This window comes from Sinorhizobium sojae CCBAU 05684 (assembly GCF_002288525.1).
Taxonomy (GTDB): Bacteria; Pseudomonadota; Alphaproteobacteria; order Rhizobiales; family Rhizobiaceae; genus Sinorhizobium; species Sinorhizobium sojae.
This window is the reverse complement of sequence record NZ_CP023067.1, coordinates 1,992,932-2,019,860: the sequence shown is the minus strand read 5'-3', so window position 1 is coordinate 2,019,860 and position 26,929 is coordinate 1,992,932. Positions and strand designations below refer to the sequence as shown.

The 26,929-nt window shown below is 62.9% G+C and carries 26 protein-coding genes and 1 tRNA gene; 17 read left to right on the top strand and 10 right to left on the bottom strand.

What is annotated here, in order from left to right; genetic code table 11:
* Positions 1 to 52 precede the first annotated feature (52 nt).
* On the bottom strand, positions 53 to 751 hold the full coding sequence (locus tag SJ05684_RS09940; RefSeq protein ID WP_034850865.1) for a TetR/AcrR family transcriptional regulator: 699 nt from the start codon (positions 749 to 751) through the stop codon (positions 53 to 55).
* Positions 752 to 869: 118 nt separating this feature from the next.
* Between SJ05684_RS09940 and SJ05684_RS09935 the strand changes: the two genes are divergently transcribed.
* Positions 870 to 2,072 (top strand): alpha/beta hydrolase domain-containing protein, encoded by a 1,203-nt coding sequence (locus SJ05684_RS09935; RefSeq protein WP_244426579.1) that lies wholly within the window; start codon positions 870 to 872, stop codon positions 2,070 to 2,072.
* Between the two features lie 138 nt (positions 2,073 to 2,210).
* On the opposite strand, the gene SJ05684_RS09930 is transcribed toward SJ05684_RS09935, so the two are convergent.
* A complete protein-coding gene (locus SJ05684_RS09930) occupies positions 2,211 to 3,494 on the bottom strand; it encodes a PRC-barrel domain-containing protein (protein WP_034850862.1) in 1,284 nt (427 codons plus the stop codon).
* A 251-nt stretch (positions 3,495 to 3,745) separates the two neighbouring features.
* Between SJ05684_RS09930 and SJ05684_RS09925 the strand changes: the two genes are divergently transcribed.
* Entirely contained in the window at positions 3,746 to 4,477 is a 732-nt protein-coding gene (locus SJ05684_RS09925) for a ZIP family metal transporter (protein WP_034850859.1), read from the top strand.
* Positions 4,478 to 4,626: 149 nt separating this feature from the next.
* Entirely contained in the window at positions 4,627 to 5,100 is a 474-nt protein-coding gene (locus SJ05684_RS09920) for a DUF421 domain-containing protein (RefSeq protein ID WP_050979898.1), read from the top strand.
* Between the two features lie 67 nt (positions 5,101 to 5,167).
* Here the strand turns inward: SJ05684_RS09920 and SJ05684_RS09915 are convergent, their stop codons facing one another.
* Positions 5,168 to 5,767 (bottom strand): hypothetical protein, encoded by a 600-nt coding sequence (locus tag SJ05684_RS09915; protein WP_244426578.1) that lies wholly within the window; start codon positions 5,765 to 5,767, stop codon positions 5,168 to 5,170.
* A gap of 301 nt (positions 5,768 to 6,068) precedes the next feature.
* On the opposite strand from SJ05684_RS09915, the gene SJ05684_RS09910 reads away from it, so the two are divergent.
* From SJ05684_RS09910 to SJ05684_RS09900, 3 genes are all read left to right on the top strand, one after another.
* Entirely contained in the window at positions 6,069 to 7,259 is a 1,191-nt protein-coding gene (locus SJ05684_RS09910) for a BCCT family transporter (protein ID WP_050979897.1), read from the top strand.
* 250 nt (positions 7,260 to 7,509) lie between these two features.
* Entirely contained in the window at positions 7,510 to 7,866 is a 357-nt protein-coding gene (locus SJ05684_RS09905) for a hypothetical protein (RefSeq protein WP_034850858.1), read from the top strand.
* A 227-nt stretch (positions 7,867 to 8,093) separates the two neighbouring features.
* Positions 8,094 to 9,806 carry an HAD family hydrolase gene (locus SJ05684_RS09900; protein ID WP_034850856.1) on the top strand — a complete coding sequence of 571 codons (1,713 nt, stop codon included), beginning with the start codon at positions 8,094 to 8,096 and terminating at the stop codon, positions 9,804 to 9,806.
* Positions 9,807 to 9,874: 68 nt separating this feature from the next.
* On the opposite strand, the gene SJ05684_RS30370 is transcribed toward SJ05684_RS09900, so the two are convergent.
* Positions 9,875 to 10,069 (bottom strand): hypothetical protein, encoded by a 195-nt coding sequence (locus SJ05684_RS30370; RefSeq protein ID WP_034850854.1) that lies wholly within the window; start codon positions 10,067 to 10,069, stop codon positions 9,875 to 9,877.
* 368 nt (positions 10,070 to 10,437) lie between these two features.
* On the opposite strand from SJ05684_RS30370, the gene ftsZ reads away from it, so the two are divergent.
* Positions 10,438 to 11,472 carry a cell division protein FtsZ gene (ftsZ, locus tag SJ05684_RS09890; protein ID WP_034850852.1) on the top strand — a complete coding sequence of 345 codons (1,035 nt, stop codon included), beginning with the start codon at positions 10,438 to 10,440 and terminating at the stop codon, positions 11,470 to 11,472.
* Between the two features lie 250 nt (positions 11,473 to 11,722).
* Here ftsZ and SJ05684_RS09885 read toward each other — a convergent pair whose 3' ends face one another.
* Positions 11,723 to 13,495 (bottom strand): adenylate/guanylate cyclase domain-containing protein, encoded by a 1,773-nt coding sequence (locus SJ05684_RS09885; RefSeq protein ID WP_034850851.1) that lies wholly within the window; start codon positions 13,493 to 13,495, stop codon positions 11,723 to 11,725.
* Positions 13,496 to 14,122: 627 nt separating this feature from the next.
* Here SJ05684_RS09885 and SJ05684_RS09880 point away from each other — a divergent pair.
* The 5 genes from SJ05684_RS09880 (at position 14,123) to SJ05684_RS09860 (ending at position 19,501) form a co-directional block, all read left to right on the top strand.
* Positions 14,123 to 14,332 (top strand): hypothetical protein, encoded by a 210-nt coding sequence (locus SJ05684_RS09880; RefSeq protein ID WP_034850849.1) that lies wholly within the window; start codon positions 14,123 to 14,125, stop codon positions 14,330 to 14,332.
* A gap of 128 nt (positions 14,333 to 14,460) precedes the next feature.
* Positions 14,461 to 15,798: a TadE/TadG family type IV pilus assembly protein gene (locus SJ05684_RS09875; protein WP_034850847.1), complete on the top strand. Its 1,338-nt coding sequence runs from the start codon at positions 14,461 to 14,463 to the stop codon at positions 15,796 to 15,798.
* Between the two features lie 720 nt (positions 15,799 to 16,518).
* Positions 16,519 to 16,962, top strand: a complete 444-nt coding sequence (locus tag SJ05684_RS09870) for a TIGR02594 family protein (RefSeq protein ID WP_034850959.1) — start codon at positions 16,519 to 16,521, stop codon at positions 16,960 to 16,962.
* Positions 16,963 to 17,180: 218 nt separating this feature from the next.
* Positions 17,181 to 18,287: an endonuclease/exonuclease/phosphatase family protein gene (locus SJ05684_RS09865; RefSeq protein ID WP_034850845.1), complete on the top strand. Its 1,107-nt coding sequence runs from the start codon at positions 17,181 to 17,183 to the stop codon at positions 18,285 to 18,287.
* A gap of 296 nt (positions 18,288 to 18,583) precedes the next feature.
* The gene (locus SJ05684_RS09860) at positions 18,584 to 19,501 is read left to right on the top strand and encodes a PhzF family phenazine biosynthesis protein (RefSeq protein WP_034850843.1); all 918 of its coding nucleotides are present in this window, start codon (positions 18,584 to 18,586) and stop codon (positions 19,499 to 19,501) included.
* Between the two features lie 387 nt (positions 19,502 to 19,888).
* On the opposite strand, the gene SJ05684_RS09850 is transcribed toward SJ05684_RS09860, so the two are convergent.
* Positions 19,889 to 19,964 (bottom strand) — tRNA-Lys (locus tag SJ05684_RS09850).
* 290 nt (positions 19,965 to 20,254) lie between these two features.
* On the opposite strand from SJ05684_RS09850, the gene SJ05684_RS09845 reads away from it, so the two are divergent.
* From SJ05684_RS09845 to SJ05684_RS09835, 3 genes are all read left to right on the top strand, one after another.
* On the top strand, positions 20,255 to 21,235 hold the full coding sequence (locus tag SJ05684_RS09845) for a glycosyltransferase family 2 protein (protein WP_034850957.1): 981 nt from the start codon (positions 20,255 to 20,257) through the stop codon (positions 21,233 to 21,235).
* Positions 21,236 to 21,361: 126 nt separating this feature from the next.
* Positions 21,362 to 22,378 carry a Tim44 domain-containing protein gene (locus tag SJ05684_RS09840; RefSeq protein ID WP_034850955.1) on the top strand — a complete coding sequence of 339 codons (1,017 nt, stop codon included), beginning with the start codon at positions 21,362 to 21,364 and terminating at the stop codon, positions 22,376 to 22,378.
* A 214-nt stretch (positions 22,379 to 22,592) separates the two neighbouring features.
* Complete coding sequence (locus SJ05684_RS09835; RefSeq protein ID WP_034850841.1) at positions 22,593 to 23,276, top strand: pentapeptide repeat-containing protein; 684 nt, start codon at positions 22,593 to 22,595, stop codon at positions 23,274 to 23,276.
* A gap of 25 nt (positions 23,277 to 23,301) precedes the next feature.
* On the opposite strand, the gene SJ05684_RS09830 is transcribed toward SJ05684_RS09835, so the two are convergent.
* The 4 genes from SJ05684_RS09830 to SJ05684_RS09815 all read right to left on the bottom strand — a co-directional run bounded on the left by SJ05684_RS09830 (position 23,302) and on the right by SJ05684_RS09815 (position 25,278).
* Complete coding sequence (locus tag SJ05684_RS09830; RefSeq protein ID WP_034850839.1) at positions 23,302 to 23,796, bottom strand: hypothetical protein; 495 nt, start codon at positions 23,794 to 23,796, stop codon at positions 23,302 to 23,304.
* A gap of 61 nt (positions 23,797 to 23,857) precedes the next feature.
* Positions 23,858 to 24,109: a hypothetical protein gene (locus SJ05684_RS09825; protein ID WP_034850837.1), complete on the bottom strand. Its 252-nt coding sequence runs from the start codon at positions 24,107 to 24,109 to the stop codon at positions 23,858 to 23,860.
* On the bottom strand, positions 24,106 to 24,435 hold the full coding sequence (locus SJ05684_RS09820; RefSeq protein ID WP_034850835.1) for a hypothetical protein: 330 nt from the start codon (positions 24,433 to 24,435) through the stop codon (positions 24,106 to 24,108). Before SJ05684_RS09820 ends, SJ05684_RS09825 begins: the two co-directional genes overlap by 4 nt.
* A gap of 150 nt (positions 24,436 to 24,585) precedes the next feature.
* Complete coding sequence (locus tag SJ05684_RS09815; protein ID WP_034850953.1) at positions 24,586 to 25,278, bottom strand: LexA family transcriptional regulator; 693 nt, start codon at positions 25,276 to 25,278, stop codon at positions 24,586 to 24,588.
* Between the two features lie 181 nt (positions 25,279 to 25,459).
* Between SJ05684_RS09815 and SJ05684_RS09810 the strand changes: the two genes are divergently transcribed.
* Positions 25,460 to 25,981 carry a helix-turn-helix domain-containing protein gene (locus tag SJ05684_RS09810; protein WP_034850833.1) on the top strand — a complete coding sequence of 174 codons (522 nt, stop codon included), beginning with the start codon at positions 25,460 to 25,462 and terminating at the stop codon, positions 25,979 to 25,981.
* A 106-nt stretch (positions 25,982 to 26,087) separates the two neighbouring features.
* Positions 26,088 to 26,708, top strand: a complete 621-nt coding sequence (locus SJ05684_RS09805; RefSeq protein ID WP_034850831.1) for a hypothetical protein — start codon at positions 26,088 to 26,090, stop codon at positions 26,706 to 26,708.
* The last annotated feature ends 221 nt before the right edge of the window (positions 26,709 to 26,929 follow it).

The window sequence follows — 26,929 nt, the reverse complement described above, 5'->3', positions numbered from 1 at the left end:
CGCCGTCGGCGCCCGAAGCTCGAACCGCCCGCCCACTTCCGTCAGGACATGTTCATGTTTTCGGAGCAAGGCCATCGAGGAGGAAGTCGAGGCCATTCCGAAAAGTGCCCTCCCAATCGCCATCCAACAGCAGACGCGAGCGCTCGATTGTCGGGAAGTGTTCGCTGAGGCCTGTAAGGCGTTGCTGAGCGGCGGCCCTGTCGTCGTCCGAGCGGTCGAAGCTCGCCCGGGTGAAGGTAGCGCCGATCACATAGTTCCAGAGCGACCATATCGCAACGTTCAGATCTGCGTCCGCGACTCCGGCTCTGGACAAGGTCTTGCCGAGCAGTTCGAGGCGGCCGAGGATGTTGGGGCCGAGCGCCCGGCGCGGCAATAGCGACGCCGACCAGGGATGGCGCAGCATGCTCGCGCGCCAGTCTTCGAGCATATGAACGACTTCCCCGCGCCAGTCTCGAAACTCCATGCTTTGCGGCGGAGCGCGGTATGCTAGCACTGCGTCGAGCGCCAGATCGAAGATCTCCTCCTTGCTGTCGACATGCCAGTACAGGCTCATCGCGCCCGAGCCGAGGCGATCGGCCAACCGACGCATCGTCAGTCCGTCGATCCCGTGGGCGTCCAAGAGTTCTACCGCGGTCGCCACGATCCGTTCCAGAGAGAGGGGCGGTTCATTACGCGGCTCCCGCACGGACTGGAGCGACACACCTCTTTGTCGAGACCGTTTGCTCCGGGCACCGCTGTCTTTGTCTGCCATGCGTCTTCCTCGCTGATCCGGGCGCCGATCTAAGCCGACAATGCGAAGAATGTCGATTCTGGACGGTTGACTCGTACGGCGTACGATGCGAGTGAATCGTACGCCGTACGAGTCGCCCATGGGCGATGAGTCAAATTCATATCCGGCCAAGGATGCGGTTCCCGCCGGCCTTGCCTTCGCCGCGACGAGCGACCTTGTTTCCTTCCTCCGGGGCAACCATGGCCATGGCGTGCAGAGCCCGCTGGACGGCGTGGAGCACACGATCGCCCTTGGTGTCTCGCAATCGGGACGCTTCCTGCGCGACCTGGTCTATCACGGCTTCAACGCCGACGAGGCGGGCAACAGGGTTTTCGACGGAGCCATCCCGCACATCGCCGGATCGCGAAAGACCTTTACCAATTTCCGCTTCGCGCAGCCGGGCCGGTATTCGCGCCAGCACGAGGATCACGACTATCCGGGCGATCAATTCCCCTTCACCTATGCGGAGACCACCGATCCGCTCACCGGCGAAAGCGGCAGCATTCTTTCCGCATGCCGCGCCACGGCCACATGCCCGAAGATCATGCACACTGACACGTCTACCGAGTTCTGGCAGGCTCGTGCTTCGCTTGTCACCACCTCGCCCGCTGGCGAGCCCCTGGAGATGCCTGACGGGGTGCGGCTCTACTTCATTGCCGGAGCGCCGCATTTCAACGGCTGGTCAGCCCAGTCGAAGGAGGAGGCTGCGTGCGCCTTTCCGACCAATCCGCTGAGTGCGGCACCCGTGATGCGGGCGCTTTATGTCGCGTTGGCGAATTGGATATCGAAGAACAAGGCACCGCCCGCCAGCCGCTATCCCAGCCTGACCGATGCGACGCTGGTGCGCCTTGAAGATCTGAAGCTGCCGAGGATCGGCGGAGAGGTGGCGCGGCCTGTTATCAACGAGCTCAGGGTGATGGACTATTCTTCACAGCCGCCGGTGCGGGGAAAGGCTTATCCGGTGTCCGTGCCTGGCCTCGACGACGACGGCAATCCGTTGGGAGGCATTAGGATGGCCAATGTCGAGGCGCCGCTCGGAACCTATGCCGGCTGGAACCTTCGAAGGGAGGGCTTCGCGGAGGGCGAGCTCTGCAGCCTCTCCGGCACCTTCATCCCCTTTCCGAAGGAGCGGAGCAAGGCCGATGACCGAAAGTCCCTCGGCGAGCGCTATCCCGACGAGGATGCATATCTGATGGCGGTCAAGAGCGCCGCGGAGGCACTGGTCGCTGATGGCTTCATGTTGCCGGAGGATATCGGCTACGTCCTGGGCAGGGCTCGCGAAGACGCCGCGCTGCTGCGGTAATGGCTCGGCGCGGGAAGCCCGTCGTGATCCGGAGATACGGCCGCGGCGATCGCCGCTGAAGCGGTCGCGAGACTCCCCCACACCAACGAAACGCCCGCGGTCCGGAGGCCGCGGGCGGGTTCGGTACGCGCAATCGGATCAAGACTCGGAGATCTCGACCTGCATATTGGTGCGAAGCTCGGTGCCAGTTTCCGAACTGATATTCGGCATGGCCTCGATGTCTTCTTCGCTCATCCCCCGCATCAGAAGCTGGTCGTCGCCCCGGACGGAGGAGATGCGGTCCAGCGGCACGGCCACCTCGTCCTCGCCGAGACCGAGGAAGCCGCCATGTTCGAGAACCACATAAAGGCGATCGTTCGAGCGGATCACGCGATCCACCCTGCCGAGCTCTTCGCCGCGGCGGTTCACGACGTCGCGGCCGACGAGGTCCGAGACGAGAATGCGCCAGGTTCGACCCTCAGCCTGCTCCCGGTCGTCGCCACGAAGCATGCGGCGTGCTTCGTCGGTCATCTGCCGACGCTCGATGCTCGCGGTCTGTTCCCGTCCGACTTCCTGGTCGGCCCGTGCCTGCTGCTGGCGCCTGGCTTGCGGCTGACGGGTGTCTTCATCCCCTGCGGCGGCTTGCTGCGTCCCCTCGAAGCGCACTTGCGGCTCGCCGGTCCGCTCGAAGCGCACTTGCGGCTCGCCGGTCATTTCAAACTCGACATTCGGTTCGGCCCGTTCGAAGCGCACCTGCGGCTCTTGCCTCTGGACATTCACGCGTGCCTGTTGCTCCGGTGCGGCTCGGCGCCTGATGACCGGCTCCTCTTCCGGTTCCTGGACCTGCACCTGAGGCTCGCCGCGCGAGACTTCGATATCGGGCTCGGGCATCGAGACCGATACGTCCGGTTCCGGCATCCGAACGATGATTTCCGGCTCCGGCTGCTGGATGGTGATCCGCGGCTGCGGCATCTCGACGCGAATCGTCGGTTCCGCCTGTCTGACGAGGATCTCCGGTCGGCCCTGCTGCACGTTTACCCGCGGCTGCGGCTGTGCGTAGGTTATCTCGGGCGCGCCTTGCTGGATCGTGATCCGCGGTTCGGCCTGCTCGATCATGATGCCGCGATCGTCCGTTTGGCCCTGTTGCTGACGATCTCTGCCGGCGCGCTGATCCCGGGCCTCTTCCCGGTCGAGTTCGCGCAAGGCATCCTCCGCCTGTGCCACATATTGCGAGCACCGCTGCTCCCTGTTCTGCCGCACTGCGGTGTTCGCCTGGTTGATCCATTCGTCGCGAAGCCGGTCTTCGTTCTGCTGGATCAGCTGGGTCAGCCTTTCGCATCCCTGCAGATCGCCTGCCTGGTTGGCTTCCTGGGCAAAGGCAGTTGTCAGTCCCGTCCCGCATAGCAGGCCGGCAGCAAGTAGAATTCTGCCACTCTTTCGCATGGTTTCCTCCTCGGCGGCGCGTAACCCTCCAGCACTGTCCATGCAGTGCGCTCGCTGGACACGCCTTGCTTAGAGTTATTCGCGGCCCTGTTGCCGCACCCGTAGCCAATCGCGCGCGGGCGAAAATGTTCCTTGCCGCGCGCATGGGACTCGCCGTGAGTGGAACGATTCTTGTTCGACCCCGTTCGAGGCGAATTGACCACCGAAGAGGTTCGAAGAGCAGGGCCCGCCACGTCGAGGGCCAAATAGCCATGAGCGAATATCTTCTCGTGCTGGCAATCGCTTTGCTGCCGGCCGGCGGTAGCGGCATCGGAAGCGCGATCGCCGAGAGCACCCGCGCTCCCGAGTGGGTGGTCGGGTCCGCGCTCCATGCCGCAGCGGGCGTAGCGATCGCCGTCGTGAGCGTGGAGCTCATGCCGCGCATTCTGGAGAGCACGCCTATCGGGCTGGCGGTCGTGGCCTTCCTCGGCGGGGCGGCCTTCTCCGTGCTTTTGGCCAAGGGCGTCAAGTGGCTGCAAGGACGCTCGCAACCCGGCGGAAGCACCGCAGGCTGGATGGTCTATACGGCGGTGGCGGCGGACCTGTTCGGTGACGGGCTCATGACCGGCATAGGATCGGCGGTCTCGAGTTGGCTCGGTCTCATCCTCGCTCTCAGCCAGCTCGTCGCCAATATTCCGGGCGGATTTGCGGCGGTATCCAACTTTCGAAGCGAGGGGGTCGGCCGGCGGATGCGGATCCTCGCGGCCTTCGGCTTCGCGCTTCCGCTGTTCCTCGGAGCGACGATCGGCTTCTGGGTGCTGCGCGACTTCGAAGCCGACATCCAGAATGCCGCGCTGGCCTTGGTCGTCGGGATCCTGCTCCTCACCACGGTCGAGGATACGCTGCCCCAGGCCGATGAACCGACACCGCCGCGGCTGATCTCGACGGTCTCGTTCGCCGGCGGCTTCGCCTTCTTTGCCCTGCTGACCACCTATCTCGGGTAACCGCGCGGATTCTGGCCACCTCTGAGAGAAGCGGGAGCGCCAAGGAAATTAGCCGCACCGCAAGCACGGGCGAGCAACACGGGAACATCATCGGGTTCTAGGCTTGGGACCGAGCCTAAAGTTCCCGGGGCAAACTTGGAGGAAAACCGATGGACTTCGAACCGCTGCTTTTTCATGGATGGTCCGGGATCTTGCGCACCCTCATCGTCGGCACGATGGCCTATGCTGCGCTCGTTCTGTTTCTCCGGGTTTCAGGGAAGCGGACCCTTGCGAAGCTCAATGCCTTCGATTTCGTCGTCACCGTCGCTCTTGGGTCCACGCTGTCCGCCATCCTCCTTCAGGAATCGATCGCATTGGCGGAAGGAGCAACGGCCCTGGCATTGCTGGTCGGGTTGCAATACCTGGTCACATTCGTCTCCGTTCGATCCAGGACGGCGGCAAAGATCGTCCGGGCGGAGCCGACGCTGCTTGCGCGCGAGGGCGTCTTCTGTCATCGCGCGATGAAAAGAGAGCGGATCACGGAAGATGAGGTGCTGAGCGCAGTCCGCTCGAACGGACATCGCGATCTGCAGGACGTGGAGGCCGTGGTGCTCGAGAGCGACGGCTCGCTGAGCATCCTCTGACGTCCGCGCAACTGTTGCCGTCCGGCTAGCCGCGTCGGCCCGAAAAGGACGCAGGGCGCTGTAGATGCTACTGATCCCGTTTGAGTTCCGAGATCAACCTTCGTCGCTCGCGTCTTTTCCTGATCTGCTGCGTCTCGATCGTGTCCCCCCGCAGGCGTATCCGGCCTTGCGTTTTGGCCAGGATGAAGCGACGGCGGGCGCCGACGGGCAGGTCCTCGGAGCCGTAGACGCCAAGGATTTCGATGACCATTGCCTGTACGATCTCGGCCTGATCATCGGCGGCTTCGAGCGCGTGGCAGATCAGGCTGCGGAAGGACCCGATGTCGCGGATATCGCCCGGTTGAAGCGGCCCCTGGCGCGTACGCTCGATCGGACTGCCTTCGCCGTCCTGAATATCGGTCGCCGGCCTGATCAGTGTTCCATCGGCGGTTTCGAGCGTGATGATCACGCTCTGCACGTAAACCGGTCCCGAGCTCATATTGCTCAGGAAGCAGCGGGCCTCCAGGCCGTCGCCCGCGCCGCGCGCGATCAGGAGCGTCGCCCGCAATTGCCTGCGATAGCTGCTGATGAAGACCTGCAGATAGATGACCCAGACCAGGAGCATGCCGACGCCGGTAAGCGCCGAGATCAGCTGGCCATGGCCGGATATCCACCGCAGGAGATCCATCGCACCTGAACCCTTCCGGACAAATTGCTCGTGGATACCTCGACGCACCAACGGAACAGGCCGCCAACGGTTCCGGAACTTCGAACTCCGAATGGGCTTTCCGGAAGATATCGGCACCACCCTTGCGATCATCCGCGTCCCCCATTAAAGAAAACTCTTCCGAACACGCGAGCCGCTTTCGTCGCATTTGGTTATCGTAGCGTCGTTCTCCGACGTAGATCTCTGCCGTTCCTGTGGCGTCGTACGAGCGGCATTTCCCCTCTCGGTCAATCCGGCGGAACTGCCGCAAGGGAGGTCATCAGTGAGTTACATCATCAGCACCGCCTATCTGGCGGTTCTAATCAGCGCTGTCTTCGTCATCCTGCGCTGGGGCAATGTCCGCTGTTGCGGGCAAACCCCGGTCGGCACATTTACCTTCGTCGCGCTGTTGTTCACAGCCGGCCTGGACATGGGCCTGGTCATGCTGCCGCTGACCGAGTTTCCGGCCTATGCGGCGGACGAGGCTTACCGGTTCACCAACCCGCTTGCCATCGAGTTCGGCATGTGGGGACCGCTGGTCTGGATGATGTACTTTCTTTCGGCCTTCTACTTCGTCGTGCTCGAACCTCGGCTGCAGATCTTCGAGATTCCGATCGTCAAATGGGTCTACAATCTCACGGTGATCGCAACCTGCGCCTTCACCTGCTACCTCTTCCTCACGGCCTTGCCGAGCTACATCGGCGATGTTTCAGCGACGACGCTTTGGGCGATCGTCGTCTGCGTCATCGCGATATCGGTCTACTCCAGCGGAAACATCAATTTCATGAAGTGGCTGGCCGTCAGTTCGACATGGATGTTCGTGGCCTTGGCGATCGTCGCCGTACTGGCGGCTTCCTACTACTATAGCGCTGCTGGACTGGGCGGCCTCGCGTCGAATCTCGGCCTGCTGTCGGACTATTTTGCTAATCTGCATCACTTCGTAAGCCCGATCACCGCCTATCACGAATTCTATCTTTTCTGGTGGTTCTCGTGGAGCATCATGATCGGCCAGTTCGTTTCGATGTTCGTCGGGGGCCTCAGGACATGGCGGCTCGCCGGCGCGATGATCCTTTTGCCGTCAATCCCGTTGGCGGTCTGGTTCGCAGTGCTTTACATCTACTTCGAGCAGCAGATTACCATACCCGCCTGGTTGAACTGGTTCATGGTGACAGTCGGCATCGTTTTCGTGGTGAATTCACTCGATTCGTTGATCCGTCTCTACGGCCTCAATCTTGGCTGGACGAAAACACGGCTGGGCTCGACCTATTATCCTTTGCACTTTTTTCTTCAGCTGGGTCTCGTGATGGCCTACCAGTTCACGCCCTTCAAGATCGAGTGGGTCGGTGTGGTCGTCATCGGCCTGTATGCGGCGGTCTACGCCTTGATGCTGCGCCGTCGGGCACTCGTCCGGGCGGCAGTCATGGAGGCGCGCGGCCCGGCCGGCAACGCCTTGCCCGCGGGGTCGCCGTCCTGAAGGACGCGATGGCGCGGTAGTGGGCTCGGTCCGGCTATCGCGCTTCACGATCCTCCAAGCCGTAGACGATAGTGGGCAATCCTGGGCAATGCGGCCCGTCGACCCGAAGGACCCGGAGCTTCTGCTGTTTGAGGAAGCCTATCGTCGATCATGCGTTGCGATTACAGGAAGTTTCCGATCCTACAATTAGCGCGGAGCGGTCGAAGAAAAACCCCGGTCGACTCGTGGATTTGGAACAAGGGAGAAAAACATGATCATTCGCTGGTGGCGTGCATCGGCCGGAACGGACGAAGTGCTTAATCAATATGCTGACCACCTTCGGCGCACGACCTTTCAAGAAATGGCCGAACTGCCCGGCCATCTCGGTGCATCTCTGGCGACGAAGATCGGCGGAAAGGACAATGAACTGGTCGTCGTATCGCTCTGGAGCGATCTGGACTCTTCAGCTCATTTCGAAGGCGCTGCCTTCGATGACGCGGTCGTCAAGCCGAGCACGCAGAAGCTTTTGAAGTCATTCGACCTCAAGGTCGAGTACTTCGAAACCGTGGTCGCGACCGGGATTCTTGATCCGCAGTTGCAAGCCGCTATCGGGGATCGCGCATCCTAAGCTGCGGGTTGGCCGCGGCGCCCCTTTGATTGAGGGAGGCACGCCGCCCCTCGGTCCGCTGCCGCTGCCATGGCGGTGCGCGAGATAACTGCCGGAGGGCATGCACTTTGAGTCGCTGCATGTCTCGGTTCCTCAATCGAGGCAGGGAGACCTGCAGGAGGCGGGAACCAGCATCAGGCTTTCACGTTCCACCTGCAGTACGAGCTCCGAGGAGAAAGGCAGCCCGCATGTATTACATGGCCCTTGCGACGGATTATGACGGGACCTTGGCCGATCACGGCGCGGTCAGGCCGGAAAGCCTCGAAGCGCTGAAAAGACTACGGGAGACAGGCCGCAAGCTCCTGCTCGTCACCGGACGGGAATTGCCGGATCTGAAAAGCGTCTTCCCGGAGACCGATCTTTTCGACAAGATCGTCGCCGAGAATGGCGCGCTCCTCTACACGCCGGAGACTGAAGAGGAGCGGCCGCTGGCGCCGGCGCCGCCGGCGGAATTCGTCGAGCTCCTGAGAGAGAAGGGCGTTGACAACATCTCGGTCGGGCGCACGATCGTCGCCACCTGGGAGCCGCACCAGACAGCCGCGCTCGAAGCGATCCACGAGCTCGGCCTCGAACTGGAAATCATCTTCAACAAGGGCGCCGTCATGGTCCTGCCGAGCGGGGTCAACAAGGCGACCGGGCTTACGGCCGCGCTCAAGGAAATGCAGCTCTCATTTTTGAACGTGGTCGCTGTCGGGGATGCGGAAAACGACCACGCACTGTTGAGAATGTGCGGCTGCGGTGCCGCCGTGGCGAACGCGCTGCCTGCGGTGAAGGACACCGCCGATTTCGCGCTCAAGGGCGAACGTGGCGAAGGCGTCGAGGAATTGATCGGCGCGATTATCGCGCAGGATTTCGCGTTCTGCACCAATGCGCGCCATGAGGTGCAGATCGGCGAGGACGATACCGGGCCCGTCGTGATAACGCCGCCCGACGTGCTGCTCATTACCGGCAGCTCCGGGATCGGCAAATCAACGCTGGCCACGGCGCTATCCGAGCGGTTGCGCGAAAAGGGCTTCCAGTTCTGCGTCTTCGATCCGGAGGGCGATTACGAAGATCTCGAAGGTGCCGTGACGGTCGGCAGCGGTTCGGTCACGCCGACGGATCGCCAGGTGATGGAGCTCCTTGCCAATCCGGACGACAACGTCGTCGTCAGCGCCCTCGGCTTCGAGCTCGACGAGCGGCCGGCGTTTTTCGCCGAGCTGATGCCGGACATTTCGGCGATGCGCGCGCGCACGGGCAGGCCGCATTGGCTGATCATCGACGAGGCCCATCATCTCATGCCCGCGGCGCGCGACAGCGCGTCGCTGGCGCTCTCCGACGACCGATCCGGAACCATCATGATCACCGTTCACCCGGATTCGGTCTCGCCCAAGGCCCTTTCGGCGGTAACCGCGGTTGCGGCGCTCGGCCCCAAGGGGCGCGAGGCCATCGAGACCTTCTGCGAGGCGACCGGAGACGATCTGCCGGACGGGCTCGACCAGCGCCGGTCGGATGACGAGGTCCTCTTCTGGCGGCGCTCGACCGGCGCACCGGTACAGCGCATCCGCGTCGAAAAGCCGAAGCAGGTCCGCAAGCGGCACACGCGGAAATATGCCGAGGGACATCTCGGAGAGGACGCGAGCTTTTATTTCCGCGGCCCGGAGAACAAGCTGAACCTGCGCGCCCACAATTTGATGATGTTCCTGCAGATCGCCGAGGGGATCGACGACGAGACCTGGGACCATCACCTGCGGGCGGGCGACTATTCGAAATGGTTCAGCGAGCGCATCGGCGACCCGGAACTCTCGGACGAAGCCGCGGCCATCGAGGAAGATCGTTCGCTTGCCCCGACCGAAAGCCGCAAGCGGCTGGCGGAAGCGGTGCGCCGCCGCTACACCGCGCCCGCCTCGGAGAGAGACTGAGGCGGCGTCTGCGCCACTTCTATGCGGCCCGAGCCTACCTGCGGGCGATCCCGTGGATCGCTCGCGCTCTACTTCTTAGGCCTCTGCTTCGCTGCCGCGCTCCTGCCGTCGGAGCTCCTGGAGCGTTCGTCGACCCGGTCGGCACCCTTGGCGAGGTCCGATCCCTTCCTCGCCTCGGTCTTTTTCTCTTCTCTCGCAGCGCTGTCGCGTAGACCGCGGGCAGCTTGTTTGCCCTTTTCGGTCGGTGCATTTTTAACGCCCATGGCAGCCACTCCCTTTGGTGAATGTGCAGCATGAACGCCGGCACCTGGACCTTGTTCCTGTTCGCCGGCCCTCTTACAGCGCCGCGCGTCTTTTCAGACGCGCAAAGGTCGCTGTAACTCTTTGAACTGCGCATCGAGCTTTCCGAAAATCGGTTCCGATTTTCGGGCCGATGCGCTGACGAGAAGGCTCATCAACTGCCCGTGCACGTAGCTGTGGACGCGCCTTGTTTTCGCCGCTCTTGCCTTCTCCGTGGCTTTTTTGAATTCCTACAATGACAACGCGTGATTCGCGCCCGCGCCGCTTTCGATCGCAAGTTCCGGGGGACGGACAGCCTTTGACAGCCGGGGATCTGCCCAAGGAGAAGAGCATGACTGAGTTTAAGAAGCCGATCATCACGGAGATGCGCCCGAAAATCACCGTCATCGGCGTGGGGGGCGGCGGCGGTAACGCAATCAACAACATGATCGCCGAGAACCTGCAGGGTGTGGATTTCATCGCCGCCAATACGGATGCGCAGGCTCTGTCCATGTCCAAGGCCGAACGGCGAATCCAGCTCGGCGCCGCGATCACCGAGGGCCTCGGCGCCGGCTCGGTGCCGGATATCGGCGATGCGGCGGCACAGGAATCGATCGATGAGATCATGGATCACCTCGGCGGCACGCATATGTGCTTCGTCACCGCCGGCATGGGCGGCGGCACCGGCACCGGAGCAGCGCCGGTCATCGCCGAAGCGGCGCGGCGGGCCGGCATCCTGACCGTCGGCGTCGTCACCAAACCCTTCAGCTTCGAGGGCCGTCGGCGGATGCAGACGGCGGAACTGGGCGTCGAGCGGCTGCGCAAAAGCGCCGACACGGTGATCGTCATCCCCAACCAGAACCTCTTCCGCATCGCCGACGCGAAAACCACCTTCGCCGACGCCTTCATGATCGCCGACCGGGTGCTCTATTCGGGTGTCAGCTGCATCACCGACCTGATCGTCAAGGAAGGCCTGATGAATCTCGACTTTGCCGACGTGAAAACGGTGATGAAGGGCATGGGCCGCGCAATGATGGGCACCGGCGAGGCGACGGGCGAGAGCCGGGCGATGAAGGCGGCCGAAGCGGCGATCGCCAACCCGCTGCTCGACGAGGTCTCGATGCGCGGCGCCAAGGGCGTGCTCGTTTCGATCTCGGGCGGCATGGACATGACGCTGTTCGAGGTGGACGAGGCTGCCACCCGCATCCGTGAAGAAGTCTATGACGAGGCCGATATCGTCGTCGGCGCGATCTTCGACCGCACCCTCGACGGCACCTTCCGCGTCTCGGTCGTGGCGACCGGCCTCGACAGCGCCCGTACAGACGAGGCGGCGGCCCACGGAGCCGTGAACGGTCAGCCGGCAGCGCCAGGGCGGCCGCTGCAGTAGGGGCGGTGGGGAAAGCCCCTCACCCTAAAGCGCGTCGCGCTTAATCGTATTCGTGCAACGCGCTTTAGTTCTTTGTTTTCATGCGCGTCGTTGTCCCAAAACCGCTGCACACTTTTGGGCGACATGCATTAGCCCTCTCCCCGCAAGCTGGGAGAGGGGAGTGAAACGGCGCCGCTTGTCCCTCTCCCCGTAAACGGGGAGAAGGTGCCGGCAGGCGGATGAGGGGCAGTACGGCCGAGGATTCTCGAGGCTAATCCGGCAGACCGGCGCGGCGTAGGTCGCCGACGAAGCGTTCGACGAATTGTTCCGGCATGGCAGGGCGGTCGCCGAAATAGAATTCGGCCCGCGCCGTCGCCGTTGTCAGGGCCGGGCGCCAGCGAAGAAGGTTGGAGACGGCTTCGCGGGCTTCGCCGGTCGGCCCCTGGGCGCCGAGGGTCGCCGCCAGCACCATGGCCGGCCAGAAGGTGACGTTTTCCTGGCGGAGCGATGCCCGTGCTGCCGCGGTGGCTTCGTCCAGGCGGCCCGATTGGTAGTAGGCGATCGCCAGCATGTTGTGGAACGTCCAGAGATGCGGATCGCGGGGGCTGAGCCGGAACGCCTCCTTGATCTCGGCAATGCCTTCCTCCGGCCGTTCGACATAGCAAAGGGCCTGCCCCAGGGCGAAATGGCCCTGGGCAAAGCTCGCATCCAGTCTCAACGCATTGCGCAGATGATTGATGCCGAGTTCGGGCTGTCCGTTGAGCGCAAGCGCCCGGCCAAGGGCCAGGTGCGCCGCCGATTCACGGTTGTCGAGCGCGATCGCCCGTTCGGCATGGGCGACGGCGTCGCCGATGCGTTCGGCGCGTTCGCCGAGCGGGCCGTACCAGCCGAGCTGGATGTGGACATAGGCAAGGCGCGCATGAGCCTGGGCGAAGCCGGGTTCGAGCTCGATCGCCCGTTCGAACAGCTGCTTGGCGATCTTGAGATCGTCGAGATTGAATTTGTAGAGATGCCAAAGGCCCTTGAGATAGATGTTCCAGGCGCCCAAATCGGCGGCCGTGTGGCCGCGCAGCGCGGCGAATTCGATGATGCCGAGCTCCGGCTGGATGGTGCCGGTGATCTGGCCGGCAATCTCGTCCTGCACGACGAAGACGTCGTCGACCATCCGGTCGTAGCGCTCGGCCCAGAGCAGCATGCCGGTTTCGCCGCTCAGCAATTGCGCGGTGATGCGGATGCGATTGCCCGAGCGGCGGACGCTGCCTTCGATCACATATTTGACGCCGAGGTCCGCGGCCACCTTGCGCACATCGACCGCGGTGCCCTTGTAGGTGAAGGAGGAGTTGCGGGCCACGACCCGCAGCCAACGGCAGCGGGCAAGGGTGGCGATGAGTTCTTCGCTAAAACCGTCAGAAAAATGTTCCTGGCCGTCGACACTCGAGAGGTTGGCGAAGGGCAGGACCGCGATCGACGGGCGCTTCTGATCCGGAACCGGCCGGTCGTCGGCGAGGGTAGTCTCGGCCACGGGGCTGCTCGTCCCCTTCGGCTGCCACCGCCAGACACGCACCGGCGCGTGGGCGTCGCTGAGTGACCGCCGGCCGAAGTCGGTCACCGGGAAATCGAGCCTCGATGTGACCTGGTCATAGACCTGTTGGGAAACGCAGATCCCGCCCGGCGGGGCGAGGCTCTGCAGTCGGGCGGCAACCGTGACGCCGTCGCCGTGAATGTCGGCGTCTTCCACGATAACGTCGCCCAAATGGATGCCGATGCGCAGTTGCAGGCCCTCGGCGCCGGCACCCCCGTCCCGTTCACGCATTCGATTCTGGATCGCCATGGCGCAGGCGACGGAATCGACGACACTCGAAAATTCCGCAAGGATACCATCACCCGTCTGCTTCACGATGCGCCCGCCATGCTCTGCAACGGCAGGCGCGATCAAAGCACTGCGGCACGCCTTCAATGCCTGGAAGGTCCCCGTCTCATCACGCCCCATCAATCGGCTGTAGCCGACGACATCGGCGTCCATGATCGCTGCCAGCCGCCTCATGCGGCACCCTCCTGATCCGAAATCACGATCCTTTCGGACCGAGCCGACCCGAAGCGCGAGCGTGACAGAAGTCGAAGAAGTGAAGCTGCGGGATGTCGAAGGATTGCCTTCCATCCCGCGTGAGGAGAGTAGCAATCACCGCTATGGGTGTCCATTAGAATGACATGATGGATTGCCGCTGCGGCGTGACAGCGCGGCGCTGTAGACGGGCAAAGAAAGGCCCGCCACCGAAGGGCGGGCCGAAGGCTGCGGTCAATACTTCCAACGTGTGGGCGCAATTCTTTTGGTCAGAGCTTTACGCTCGTTCGCAAACGCACTTGGCCGTCGATTCAGTATCCACGCCCGGGAGCCGCCGCAAACTCGACCGGGTCCCCTCTACAACCAGAGCTCACCACTCGAGCGAGCTCTGATCTAAATTTCTACTGAAATCCATTTCGGCGCTATTGCCTGACTATTTTGCAGGATCGACAGGACCGGTCCAGTAACATTTGAGGGCGTTTTGTTACCAAGCAGGATCGATTCTTGCGCGGCGGTCCGCTGTCGCACCGGGCCAGTCCGTACAGGAACAGCTCCTTGCAGCCGGCGTTATTCACTGTAGCCCCACCTCGTATAGGAAAGGAGAATCCAATGGCTCTTTCGGAGACCCATCCGGCCTATCACACACAGAAGATGAAGCGGGAACTCAACGCACTGATCGCGCATCTGCGCGAGGACATCACGAAGGTCGACGATCCGCAATTCAAGGCGATGTTCGAGACATCGGCCGAGGTTCTCGGCGGCCTCGTGAAGGCGTTCAGCGATTACGAGAAGAAGAATGAGGCCGCCTGGCAGCGATAGACCCGCGGCGCCCCATCGGCGGCGAGGGGATATATTAAGAATACATAAAAGGCGGGCAATTTTCCTAACGAATTGTAAATTAGCCAGCGCTTAAATGGCCGGCATTCCTGTTTCGGAGGGGGAAGGCTATGACGGCCGAGCGGATCCGTGCACAAGTCAGGAGACTGGCAGACAATAGGGAGGGGAATTTTGCGGTGCTGGGCGCCATCGCATTCGTGCCGATCCTAGGCGCGGCGGCGCTGGCGCTTGATTTTGTCGGCGCCTATCTCGAAGCGGAAAAGATCCAGAATGCGCTAGATTCTGCGGCACTCGGATCCGTGAGGGCCTTTGGCGAGGGGGCGACCGAGGACGCGGCCTCAAAGGAAGGCGCGAAATTCTTCTGGAGCAACTATTCGCTGCCGCAGGACGTTGTCGCCGAGGCACTGGCTGCGCCGACGGATGCTTCCGTGCAGGAGGCGCTGACGGTGAGCTTCACGCGCGACGTCAACGAAGACACCGCGACGGCGGAATATGTCACGGAGTACACGCCGCTGTTCCTCGAACGCATGCCGCTCCAGATCCGGCGGCAGTCGGTCGCGGCGAGGGCCGCCGGCGCGGAAGCCTGTATCCTGGCTCTTCACCATACGGCGCAGCGGGGGTTCAATGTCAGCGGCAGTGCGATCGTGGACCTGACCGGATGTGCCGTGGTGTCGAATTCGAACCACACTGAGTCGATCTATGTCGGGGGAAGCAGCACGCTGAAGGCCGAATGTCTCTATGCGGCGGGTGCCATCTACGGCTCGCCTGAGGACATAACGCTCGCCTGCGAGCAGGCGGTGGACGGATCGCCGCGCGTTCCCGACCCCTTTGCGGGCAAGGCGATGCCGAAGACCTCCGCCTGGGTCGATCTTTCGGGCTGCGGCCAGGATTATGTCAGCGGCGGCGGCGGCAACGGCGACTGCAACGGCACCGGCAAAACGCCGAAGAAGACCGACGGCTATGTGGTGACGCTGAAGCCCGGCACCTATGGCACCCTCGACGTCAAGGGAACCGTCAATCTCGAGCCCGGCTATTACATCGTCGACGGCGGGCGCCTCGAACTTGCCGCCCAGTCGGTGCTTACCGGCAAGGGCGTCACCTTCTTCCTGATGAACGGCGCCGAACTGCTGATCCGCGGCGGCGCCACCTTCGATATTTCGCCATCGCTTACCGGTGACTGGGCAGGCTTCTCGATCGTCGCCGAACACGGGAATACCGAGCAGGCAGTGATCAACGGCAACAGCAATTCATCCCTCACCGGCATCGTTTACCTGCCGGATGTCGCCGAGCTGCAATATTCCGGCAACGGATCGACCGGCGGCGAGTGCATCCGGCTGATCGCGCAGGAGATCACGCTCATCGGCAATGCCACCTTCAAGATGGATTGCAGCGCGGAACTCGCCGACAAGCAACTCAACTATCCGGGCACGATCCGGCTGGTGCGCTAGCCCACCGACTTTTTCGAAAATCCTACCTACCCGTTTCTCGGAAAGCTCGGAGCGCAGTTTCAAAAAGCGACCTTTGCGCGTCCGAAAAGACGCGCGGCGCTGCGGAGCCCTTTCACGTCTGATTGGAAGGCCTGAGCACGGGCGGGAAGCCTCCGCCGCCGAAAGAGCGGCGCGTAGCCAGAGCTGCGTCATCGACCGCCGTCTACCGTCAAAAGTCCGTTTATCGCCGGGCCGAATAGGCATTTCGATCAGGAAATGCGGCTTTCGACGCATGAGGTGCGGTCTTGCCATAATTTCGCTCCACCCGACCGGCAAAGTCCCGCCGCCATCAACGGCTGGCAGGGGATTTCCAGGTCGCGCGTAGCGAACGCCAACAAGTTGGGGCACGGCCATTGCTGGCCGGCTGCACCTTGGAACCGAACACCGGCATCGGTTTTCGGCGGAAACCATGTGCGGCTCAAAGTGCTAGAGAGTCTTTCGTGCGTTTTCTACGAATGCGTGACGCTGACGATCGCAGCGTGCGCCTAGGATCAAGGACGCTCTAGCCCTTTGATTTCAGAGCATCTTATCCGCCTTCAGGATTTAAGTCCCTGACGGCGGGCGGCTTGATGCGTGTCAGTAAATGCCGCGCTCTGGAGGGGCGTTGCGTCGCAATGGACGGAGACGAAGCGGGCGCATGCCGACATGTTGGCCGGTGTGCGCATCTTAGGAGACCAGATCATGAAGGTCATGGTGTTTCTGACTGCGATATTTGTTGCGCTTGCGTCCCCCGATGTCACATATGCCGGCATGCTCAACCAGGCCCAGAAATATGCGGGTCTGCACGAGGTCAAGCACAACAAGAAACTGCGGGCGGTGCTCGGCGTCAATCCCGCGCGCACCCCCTGGTGCGGCCATTTCCTGGGGCTGATCGCGCGAATGACCGGCCGCAAACCGCCGGAAGGATACGCTATTGCCCGGTCGTGGCTGCGCTTCGGCGCACCCGTGCGGCTCACCTACGCCCGCCCGGGCGACGTCGTTGTCGTCAGGGCAGGGCGGGGCTATCACGTCGGCATCCTTGCAAAACTGTCGAAAACGCGGGCGCAGCTCATCGGCGGCAACCAATCGGGCCGGGTACAGTTCTCGTATTTCAGCCGCGGCAAAGTGGTCGCGGTCAGGCGGTAAGGTGAGCTTAGAACCGGGGTTGGCGCCAAGGCGCCACCCCCCACCTGAACACCCCTGCAGCCGCGCGTCTCATCAGACGCGCAAAGGTCGCTGTCGCACTGTGAATTGCTGCAACGCGCTTCAGGTCCGGTCATCAGGCAGAACGTTTTCCCGAAACCGCTACACACTTCCGGGCGAGATGCATTAATCTCCCGCGCAACTCACTGCGGAATCGCCCGATGTCACTTCGCCTTGCCACCTTCAATATCGAAAACCTGATGGGCCGCTTCGATTTTTCCGGCTTTCGCAACCAGCTGAAGCAGGACCGGGTGCTCAGGCTCTTCGATGTGCGCAGCGAGGCGGAATATCAGCGGCTCGAGGAGGCGCGCACCATCGCGCATACGGACGACACCCGGCAGATGTCGGCATTGGCGATCGCCGACTGCGACGCCGACATCCTCTGCCTGCAGGAGGCCGACAGCATGGCGGCGCTGCACGCCTTCGAATACGGCTATCTCTTCCGCATGGTCGGCAATGGCTATCGCCAGAAATACCTGATCGAGGGCAACGACTCCCGCGGCATCGACGTGGCGGTGCTGATGCGGGACGAAACGCGCGACGGGCAGAAGATCGAGTGCCTGGATGTGAAAAGCCACGCGGCGCTGACATACAAGGATCTCGACCTTTTCAACGGGGAGCTCGCGCAAACCAACCGGCCGGACGACCGGATATTCAGGCGGGACTGCCTCGAAGTGGAACTGAGCATCGGCGGGCGGCCGCTGACGCTTTACATCGTGCACTTCAAGTCGATGGGGCCGGCGCGCGAAGGGCTCGACGGGCGACAGGCGACGATGGCGCAGCGCATCGCGGAAGCAAGGGCGGTGCGCCTTATCGTCGAGAGTCGTTTCGGCCGCGACCGCGCGGCCGACAAGATGTTCGCCATCTGCGGCGACATGAACGACTATCAGGAGAAGGTGGAGATCCTCGGCGACCGGCGCAATGGCTACGAATTCGTGCCGCGCGAAGAGGCGATAAGCTCGCTGGATGTGTTTACAGCGGACGGGTTCGTCGAAAATCCGATGCTCAAGCGTCCGGTGCTCGACCGGTGGACCCTTTTCCACAGCCGCGGACCTGAGGAGCGGCATCTCTGCCAACTCGACTATATCTTGCTTTCGCCGGCGCTCGCCCGCCGCAACGCTGCCCACGTCCCGGAAATCATCCGCGCCGGCCAGCCTTTCCGTACGATCTTTCCTGCCGGCCAGGAGGTGGAGCGCTACCCGCGCACCGGCTGGGACCGGCCGAAGGCCTCCGATCATTGCCCGGTGGTCATGACCCTGGAGGTCTGACACGGCCTCATCGCGGGTCGCACCGGTCGGCCGAAGCAGATCTTGCGGTCTCTACAGCGCCAGCGATGCCTACGCCCTGATGTCGCCACGCGGCTCCTGTGAGATCATCGGCCCGCCGGCGCTTTTAGCCTTGCCGCCCGGACAAGGGCGTTGCTAGGTTCGTGGCGCGGATGCCAGCGCATCGGCCCGAAACCGGACTCGATTTTCGGCAAGCGCGGTACATGGGTTCAACGAGTTACAGCGTGCTTTGTGCGTCCTGAAGGAGGCACGGGCCGTCAAACGCAAGGGGGATATCGATGGCACGGCGCTACGCGATCTACGACGTCTTCACCAGCAGGCGTCTGGAAGGCAACCCGCTTGCCGTGGTGTTCGAGGCCGATGACTTGAGCGATGCGGCCATGCAGGCGATCGCGCAGGAGTTCAACCTTTCGGAGACCGTATTCGTTCATCGGCCGGCAAACACCGCCCATTCGGCGCGCCTCAGGATCTTTACGCCCTCGCACGAACTGCCCTTTGCCGGGCACCCGACGGTGGGCGCGGCGGTCGCGATCGCGGAGGACTTCTACGCCGGGCCCGAAAAGGGGCTCGATCTCATGCAGGTGCTCGAAGAGAAGGTCGGGCCGGTGCGCACGGCGGTGCGGCTGAAACCGGGCCAGGCGACCTTTGCCGAATTCGACCTGCCGCGCAAGCCGATCCGGCTCGACGCCCGTTTCGAGAAACAGGCGATCGCCGATGCGCTCAGCCTCAAGGCGACGCAGGTCGGTTTTGAAAATCACGCCATCTCATTCTGGAGCGCGGGTGTTCCCTTCGTCATGGTGCCGCTGCACGACATCGCGGCGGTGGCGGCCGTGGAATTCGACCCGCAACGATGGGAGCAGCTTGCGCCGCTCGCCGAGGGCCGGCTCGCCGGGGCCTATCTCTATTGCCGCGGCGGCATCAACCACATGGCGCGCTTCCATGCCCGCATGTTCGCGCCGGAGATGGGCATCGTGGAGGACCCGGCAACCGGGTCGGCCGCGGCAGCCCTTGCCGGTGCGATCAACGTCTTCGACGAACTGGTGGATGGGCATCATCCGATCCTGATCGAGCAGGGCGTGGAGATGAACCGACCCTCCTTCATCCACCTGCACCTAGACATCGCCGGCGGCCGGGTTTCCACCGCCCGTATCGGCGGGCATGCGGTGAAGATCGCGGGAGGGGAGATGATGGTCTGACGTGCCGCGGATTGGGGCTGACGTGCTTGCCTTCGTTTAGGCAAAATTAACCATCACCGGCATCGGTGAAGGTCTTCGCCGCAGGCGCCTCGCTTTGCTCGCATTCACTTGACCATGATGGGGAATGGATAAAGCAGGCATCGCATTCGTGGCGCTGATACTCGTCCTCATCTCACTCGTGGGGAGCATACTGGTCGTCGATCAGGCAGCGCTGGACGCGCCGAAGTACAGACAGGCACTGGTTCCCACCACGTACCGATAATGGCTTGCGGGAGAACGTCACCACCGGGCGCCGGTTTTAAGCGCCGTCGCCAGCAATAGTCAGCCCGGCGCATATCGCGTGTTAACGAGTTCGTTCAGGAAACTTCGCTAAGCTTTTGAAAAGAATGGTGGGTGATCACGGGCTCGAACCGTGGACCCGCTGATTAAGAGTCAGCTGCTCTACCAACTGAGCTAATCACCCGTCCAGGACCGCGTCGCCGCGGTATGGAGGGGCGTATAATGGCCTTCTTTCGGCTTGTCCAGCACCCATTTCAAAAAATCCCGGGAAAATTTCCGGCTCGCCCGTGCCACTCTGCCTTGAGCTCCGGCAATCCCGGCAGCCTGATGTCCGCAGAGTTGAATTCTCGACTTCATGCGGATAAACGCTGCTATCAGAGCCTCGACCGGAGCGGATGCTTGAACGATCTTCACTACCCTTTTCGCGTTTCTGACAATCGGAACGGGCCGCGCCGAGGGGCGTTTCTCGATCGTTTGATCACTCGCTACGACACCTATCGGCTGACGGCACGCGTTCGCCGGCGCAGGCGCGAGATTGAGATGTCCTGTCTCAACAGAGGCGGGCAGCGGCCGTTGCGCCCGGACGACATTCCACTGGTCTTCAACACGCATAACGACCTGAAGCTGATGCCGTCATTTCTGGCGCATTATCGGCAGCTCGGCGTCACGCGATTCATCTGTGTCGATGACGTGTCGTCGGATGGCACGCGCGAATTCCTGCTATCGCAGGCGGATGTCGACATCTGGGGGTCGCCGCTGCGCTACCGGGATGCCCGCCGGGGGCGCGAGTGGCGCGAGACGCTGTTCGAGCGCTACGGGGCAGACAGGTGGTATCTCAACGTCGATTCCGACGAATTCCTGTTCTACCAGGATTGCGAGCAGCAACCGCTCTGCCGGCTCCTTCAAGCGCTCGAAAGCCGGGGCGAGAAGCGCCTGGCGGCTCCGATGCTCGATATGTACCCGGTCGGTTCGCTCGGATCGGCAACGCTCGACGATGACGATCGAATGCCCTGGGAAATTGCCGACCATTTTGACGGCGCCGGTTATGCGCTGACCCATACGAAGAGGGCGATCAGCATCACCGGCGGGCCGCGCAAACGCAAGTTCTCCTATGAGCTGGAGCTGATGAAATATCCGGTCATCTTCTGGGACAAGGAGTGCAGCCTGGGCGTAAGCATCCATCAGCCGCTGCCATTCCAAAGAAACTTCCTGCCGATTTCCGGGGTGCTGCTGCATTTCAAGTTCTTCGCCGACTACAAGGAGAAGATCGAAGAGGCGGTTGCCGATGGGCAGTATTTCGACGGGGCTGCCGCCTATCGCACGATGCTGGACGACCTGCAGAAATCCGGCGAATTCGATTTCGCCAACGAGCATTCGATCCGCTTTTCAGGATCGGCGCAGCTGCTCGAACTGGGCTTCATCGCGCCTGTTTCCTTCGGCGTCGAAGCGCCTTGACGATAATCGGTGGATGCGGCACGGCCGGCGGCAGAATTGCCGAGTGTGCTCTTAAACTATCCCGGTTTTATCTCTATATCGGCAGCAGTGGCCGGCTTCGGCGGGCGTGAGAAGGGATTGGAAACGATGCAGCGTGTTGGACGAGTTCTGGCGATGGCCGCCGTCGGCCTTGCGGTGATGGTGACGGTGGCCGATGTGGCCGAGGCGCGCAGGGCGGGCGGCGGGTTCGGCTCGCGCGGCAGCCGGACCTTCTCCATGCCGCCCACGACCCGGACGGCGCCGACCAATGCGGCACCGATCGAGCGGACGATGACGCCGCAGCCCGCGCCTTCGGCTGCGACGCGGCCCGCTGGCCAGAGCCAGACGACGACGGCGTCGCGGCCGGGCCTCTTCGGCGGGTTCGGCGGATCGATGCTCGGCGGCCTGATGATGGGCGGCCTGATCGGCATGCTGCTTGGCCACGGGCTCGGCGGCGGCATTGGTTTTCTCGGCCTGCTGCTGCAGATCGGTTTGATCGTCGCAGCCATTGCGCTTGCGAAGCGCTTCTTCGGCCGCGGTAACCAGCCGGCCTATTCGGCGCCTTCCGCCGTCGTGCGCAATCACCCGGCTGCGAGCGCTGCGCCGTCCTTCCGCATTCCGGGGATCGGCGAGGGGATCGGTGGGTCTGTAGGCGCGGCTGCCGCTTCGTCGAACCGTCCTTCTACGCCGGCCAAGAGCGCGTGGGACAATGACGAGATCGGCATCGGGCAGGACGACCTCGAACAATTCGAGGCGATGCTCAAGCAGCTCCAGGCGGCCTATGCTGCCGAGGATTATGCGGCGCTTCGCCGACTGACGACGCCGGAAGCCATGTCCTATCTTGCCGAGGAGCTCAGCGAAAACGCCACGAAAGGCCTCAAGAACGAGGTGCGCGACGTGCATCTCGTCCAGGGCGATGTGGCCGAGGCCTGGCATGAGAATGGCACCGACCATGCGACGGTTGCAATGCGCTACGAGAGCATCGACGTGATGCGTGAGCGCGCCACGGGCCGCGTCATCAGCGGCGACCCCGACCAGTTGACGGAAGCGGTGGAGCTCTGGACCTTCCTGCGCAGGCGCGGTGCCGACTGGCAGGTCTCCGCGATCCAGGCTGTCGAGGCATAGTTGCTGTTGCGCCACCGACCGGTTGCAGATGTTCGCTCACTTGCGGTGCGTCGCTCCGGTTTCGCGGAAACGATGGCTTTCATCGCGGGGCCGTAAGCAATAAAATGGACTTCGGCGCAGGAGGCGGGACGACATGATTCCGTGGGCGGCAAGACTGGTCGAAGGCGTTCGAGGCGGAGCGGTGCACCGGTGCTTCCCCGCGCAGCGGGCGGGAATGGCCGCGCTTCTTGTCGCGATTGCCGCGTTGACCTGTGCCTCGGGCGCAGCGGCGGCGGACTGCAAGAGTTTGCCCAAGCCGCGAACCGATTGGAGCGACTGCAACAAGCGGCAAATCATGTTGGGCAGGAGCAATCTGACAGGCAGCAACCTCTTCAACACGGACTTCACGTCCACCGATCTCAGCGGTTCCAATCTCACATCGGCCAATCTCGAGAAGGCGACGTTGATGCGCGCATCGCTCGCCGGCGCGAGGGCGGACAAGGCGAATTTTTCGAGAGTGGAGGCTTACCGCACCAATTTCACCGGCATGTCCGCCGAATATGCTTCCTTTGCCAGCTCCGAGTTGCAGCGCGCCGATTTCGCCGGCGCGAGACTGACGGGTGCCGATTTCGAGAAGGCCGAACTCGGACGCGCCAATTTCGAAAAGGCCGTGCTGACGGGGACGCGCTTTGCGACGGCCAATCTGTCGCGCGCCGTCCTCAGCGGCTCGCAGTTCGAGGGCCCGATCGACTTCAGCCGCGCATTCATGTTCCAGACGAGAATAGAGGGCGTCGATCTCTCTCAGGCTTCGGGCCTGACGCAGGACCAGATCGATCTCACCTGCGGCGACGCGGCAACGAAGCTTCCTGCCGGCCTCTCGGCGCCGCCCCAGTGGCCGTGCCCGGCCGACGACGACTGAGGTTCAGGGTGCGCGCGGTAGCATGTCAGTTGATCCGCTCGCCGAAGGCGTTCGATGGAAACAGGCAGTAGATCGGCTTCTGTCGAAGGGCGATTGCCGACTTGGCGGGCGAGGCCAGCCAGCGCCGCACGGCGTCCTGCGGCAACTCGCCCTCGGCAACCGCGATCGAGCGCCCCATGAGATCGACGCGGCGGCCGGAATAGTTCCGGTCGGCCGGATGCCGGCCGAAGCGTGAGGGGCCGAAATCCGTGCACCATCGCTTTCGGTGGGGAAACGACTTTGGCGGTCCGGCTGCGAAGAAGGCCCAGACGTCGAAATCCTTTATGCCATTCGCTCCGTTGAAATAGTGGAGCGCGCTTCCCTGGGCGAGCGCCAGCAGGAGCATGCGGTCCCTGTAGAGGCCGGCGACCGGTGCGCGTTCGAAGATGCCGGCGAAAGCCCGCATCGCGACCGACGCGATCCTTTCGAGATCCGCGGGTTTCAGCAACTCGTAGGACCGGTCTGCCACTTCGCCGTCCATCGTCCGAGCCTTGAGTGTAAGGGAACGCTCACTTTATTGTGCCGCCATGTTAGCAGCCCTGTCACTCCCCGGCACGCTCGGAGACGAGCCGGAGGCGGGCGCCGGCCGCGGGGGAGGGCGCGGGGCATTGCTGCGACGCGCGATCGACGGCGACTTCGTATCCCATGGCGGCGGCGATCTTTTTCAGCATCTCGCGGGCGCGGGCTTCATGACGGGCGGCAGTCTCCTCGTCGGTGACGTAATAGGCGGCGCTGACCGCCTCGATCAGGTTGAGAGCGGCGAGGTTGGCGACGGCATAGGTCTTGGCATTCATCGAAACGAGCCTCCGAACTGCTGGCGGTGATTGTGCGTCCCGAGGAGGCGTTGCGTCCGATCCGTGCCGCCCGGCGAAAACTCGCGCTCCCGCCTGCGTTCAAAAAAGGCCTCCTCCACGAGTTCCGCGGCGGGCACAGCCTCGCGCTGAAGCACGCTGCCGTCGGCGCCCATATGCCAGGCGAGGGATGCCAGGCTCGAATAGGTGGAGACGAGAAAGATTTCGAGCGCCGCCTGATTTTCCAGGTCGCTCGACTGCGGCAGATCGGCGCTGAAAAGCTCGTCTATGTGACCGTGGAGATCGGCCTTGATGCGCGGGATGGACATTTGCGTTCGACCACATCTTTCGTGTTGCCATCTGAGGTCGATAACATGTCACGATGTCACATAGCATGTCAACACGATGCGTGTTGCAATCACACTGCCGGGCGTCTTTTCAGGCGCGCAAAGGTCGACGCGATGGTGGATCTACGCCGCTCAGGCGTTGCCGGCAAGGGCGATATAGTGGACCGAGTGGACGGTGCGGGCGTCGAAGCGCAGCTCCTTGGCGGGATTGAACTGCTGGAGCACGAGTTCGGAACTGTTGTGGCGCACGAACTTCTTCACATAGGCGAGCAGGGCGCCGTCTTCCTCAAGGCGTATTTGCGCGATGACGTAATCGCCCCTTCTCACGCGGCGCTCCGGGTCGACGAAGCAGATTTCGCCGTCCTCATAGCGCGGAGACATGGAATCGCCGGAGACGCAGACGGCGTAGGCGCCTGAAATCTCCGAGAGAATCGGGGGTGCCATGACATCGAACAATATACTGCCATTCATCAGGAATTCACCATCAACCCCGCCGACCGCCTGGCCGAAGACGGGGATTTTCTTGCCTTGGCCGATCACATTGGCGCGGAACTCTGCGTTCGGTTCTTCGACCTCCACGCTATCAGGAGGGGGTGTCGCGCCGCCATTCGCCTGATCGCGGCCAGCCCCCCGCATGAGCCAGTAGGGGTCGACGTTGAACTTGCGCCCATAGAACTCCGCCTCGGCGAGGTCGAAATCGTTCTGGCCGTTCTCATGGGCGCGATAGGTGGAGGCGACGACGCCCAGGGCGTTCGCCGCATCGGAGGCAAAACGGTAGCCCGCTCTCATGCGCGCCTGGCGCAATCTGTCAGCTTTTTCGCTCATAACATGGAACATAGCAACACATATAACATAAATCATGTTGACATTTCAACACTCGGGATGTCATTAAGGAGCAGGGTCGCCGAAGGCTTCGCCCCGGCTAAATTTTAGCCGCGCCGGCGGGGCTCCGGCCTGCGGCTGCTCGCGCGAGTGAGCGGCCGCTTCTCATCCAGGGAGAGAAGGCATGACGAATTCGGAAGTGGCAAGGCAGCAGCAACACTATAGGGCGGTGCGCGAACGGCTGGTCCGCGCCGGGTCCCGCGGCGGTCGATCGGCCGCGATGGCGGAGCTTCACGCCGAAGTCAAGGAGCTCACCGCCGAGAACGCAGCAAAGGCGCGGCGGATCGCGACGCTGGAGACCGATCTCGCCGATGCGGAGGCGCGCCTGCTGGCGCAGGCAAAAGCGCTGCTGACGGGGCGGCGAGTGGCGGAGACGGATGCGGAGCCGACCGACGACAGGCCAGCCATCGACACGATCGTAGCCGACGTGCTCGCGGATTTTCCGGGGGTGAGCTGGGAGGACGTCATCAGCGTGCGCCGCGAGCGCCGGCTGGTGAAGCCCCGGCATGCCTGCATGCGGGCGGTCTATGAAAAGCGTCCGGACCTCTCGCTGCCGCGCATCGGCCGTATCTTCCGGCGCGATCATACGACGGTGCTTGCCGTGGTGAAATCCACCTCTGAGGCCCCTGCAGACATTTCTGATTAATTCCCCTGGTTCAGCGGTTTACCGGCGGAAGTCGAGAACTCGAACCACGCCCGTGCTGCCCGGAAGTCCCCCACCTGTTTTCTCGCGAATTCGAAAGGATAGTCCCATGATGAGCAAGGCCCAGAAACTGCGTGCGAAGCGCAAGGCGCAACTCGGCCGCCCGCGCAAGGCCGAGGCCGAACGCTTCGCCTGCGGCAAGATCAAGCCGGGATGGTCGAAGCGGGAAAGCGAAAAGGAGGCGATGGCCGTGGCGCTGGCGGCGCGCAAGCGCATGCACGGGCTCGAGACCGGCAGCGCCTTTGCCGGCTATACGCTCGGCCGGCTCTTCCTCGACGGGCGGATCACGGAGGCGCAGCGGGTGGCCGGCGACGACTATACCGCGGCCATGACGCGCTACTATCACCTGACCGGCATTCCCTTTCCGAGCCTGCGCGCGCAGGTCATCGGTCGGGTACAGGGACATGCCGGCGAGACGAGCGAGGCGCGGCACCGCCAGGCCCGGAAGGCGGCCGATATGATGATGCGGCTCGAGGGCGTGCTGCTCAAATGCGACGAGGGGCGGCAGGTGAAGACGACGGTCTTCAATGTATGCGTCATGGACTATGAAGGGCTGCGGATGATGCCGGAGCCACAATTGCTGTGGCTAAAGCGGGGTTTGAGCGCCCTTCTCTTCGACAAGGGCTTGCGCGAACATGGGGAAAAGGATTATTCCTTTAATCAAGAATAGGAATCTTATCCTAGCTCATTTCCCGGTGGAACGGCCTCGATTTCAGGGAAATTACACGTGCTTCAGCGACATTTTGCGCGTCTGATAAAGCGCGGCGCCGTGGAGACGCGCCGGCCCTTTGGAGGTAGGGCGCGTCTTCCGAAAGCACGGGGAGCAATCGACTTGCGATCAATTGCCTTCAACATATCGTGATCGGCTCCTGAATGTGGCACAATTTCGTC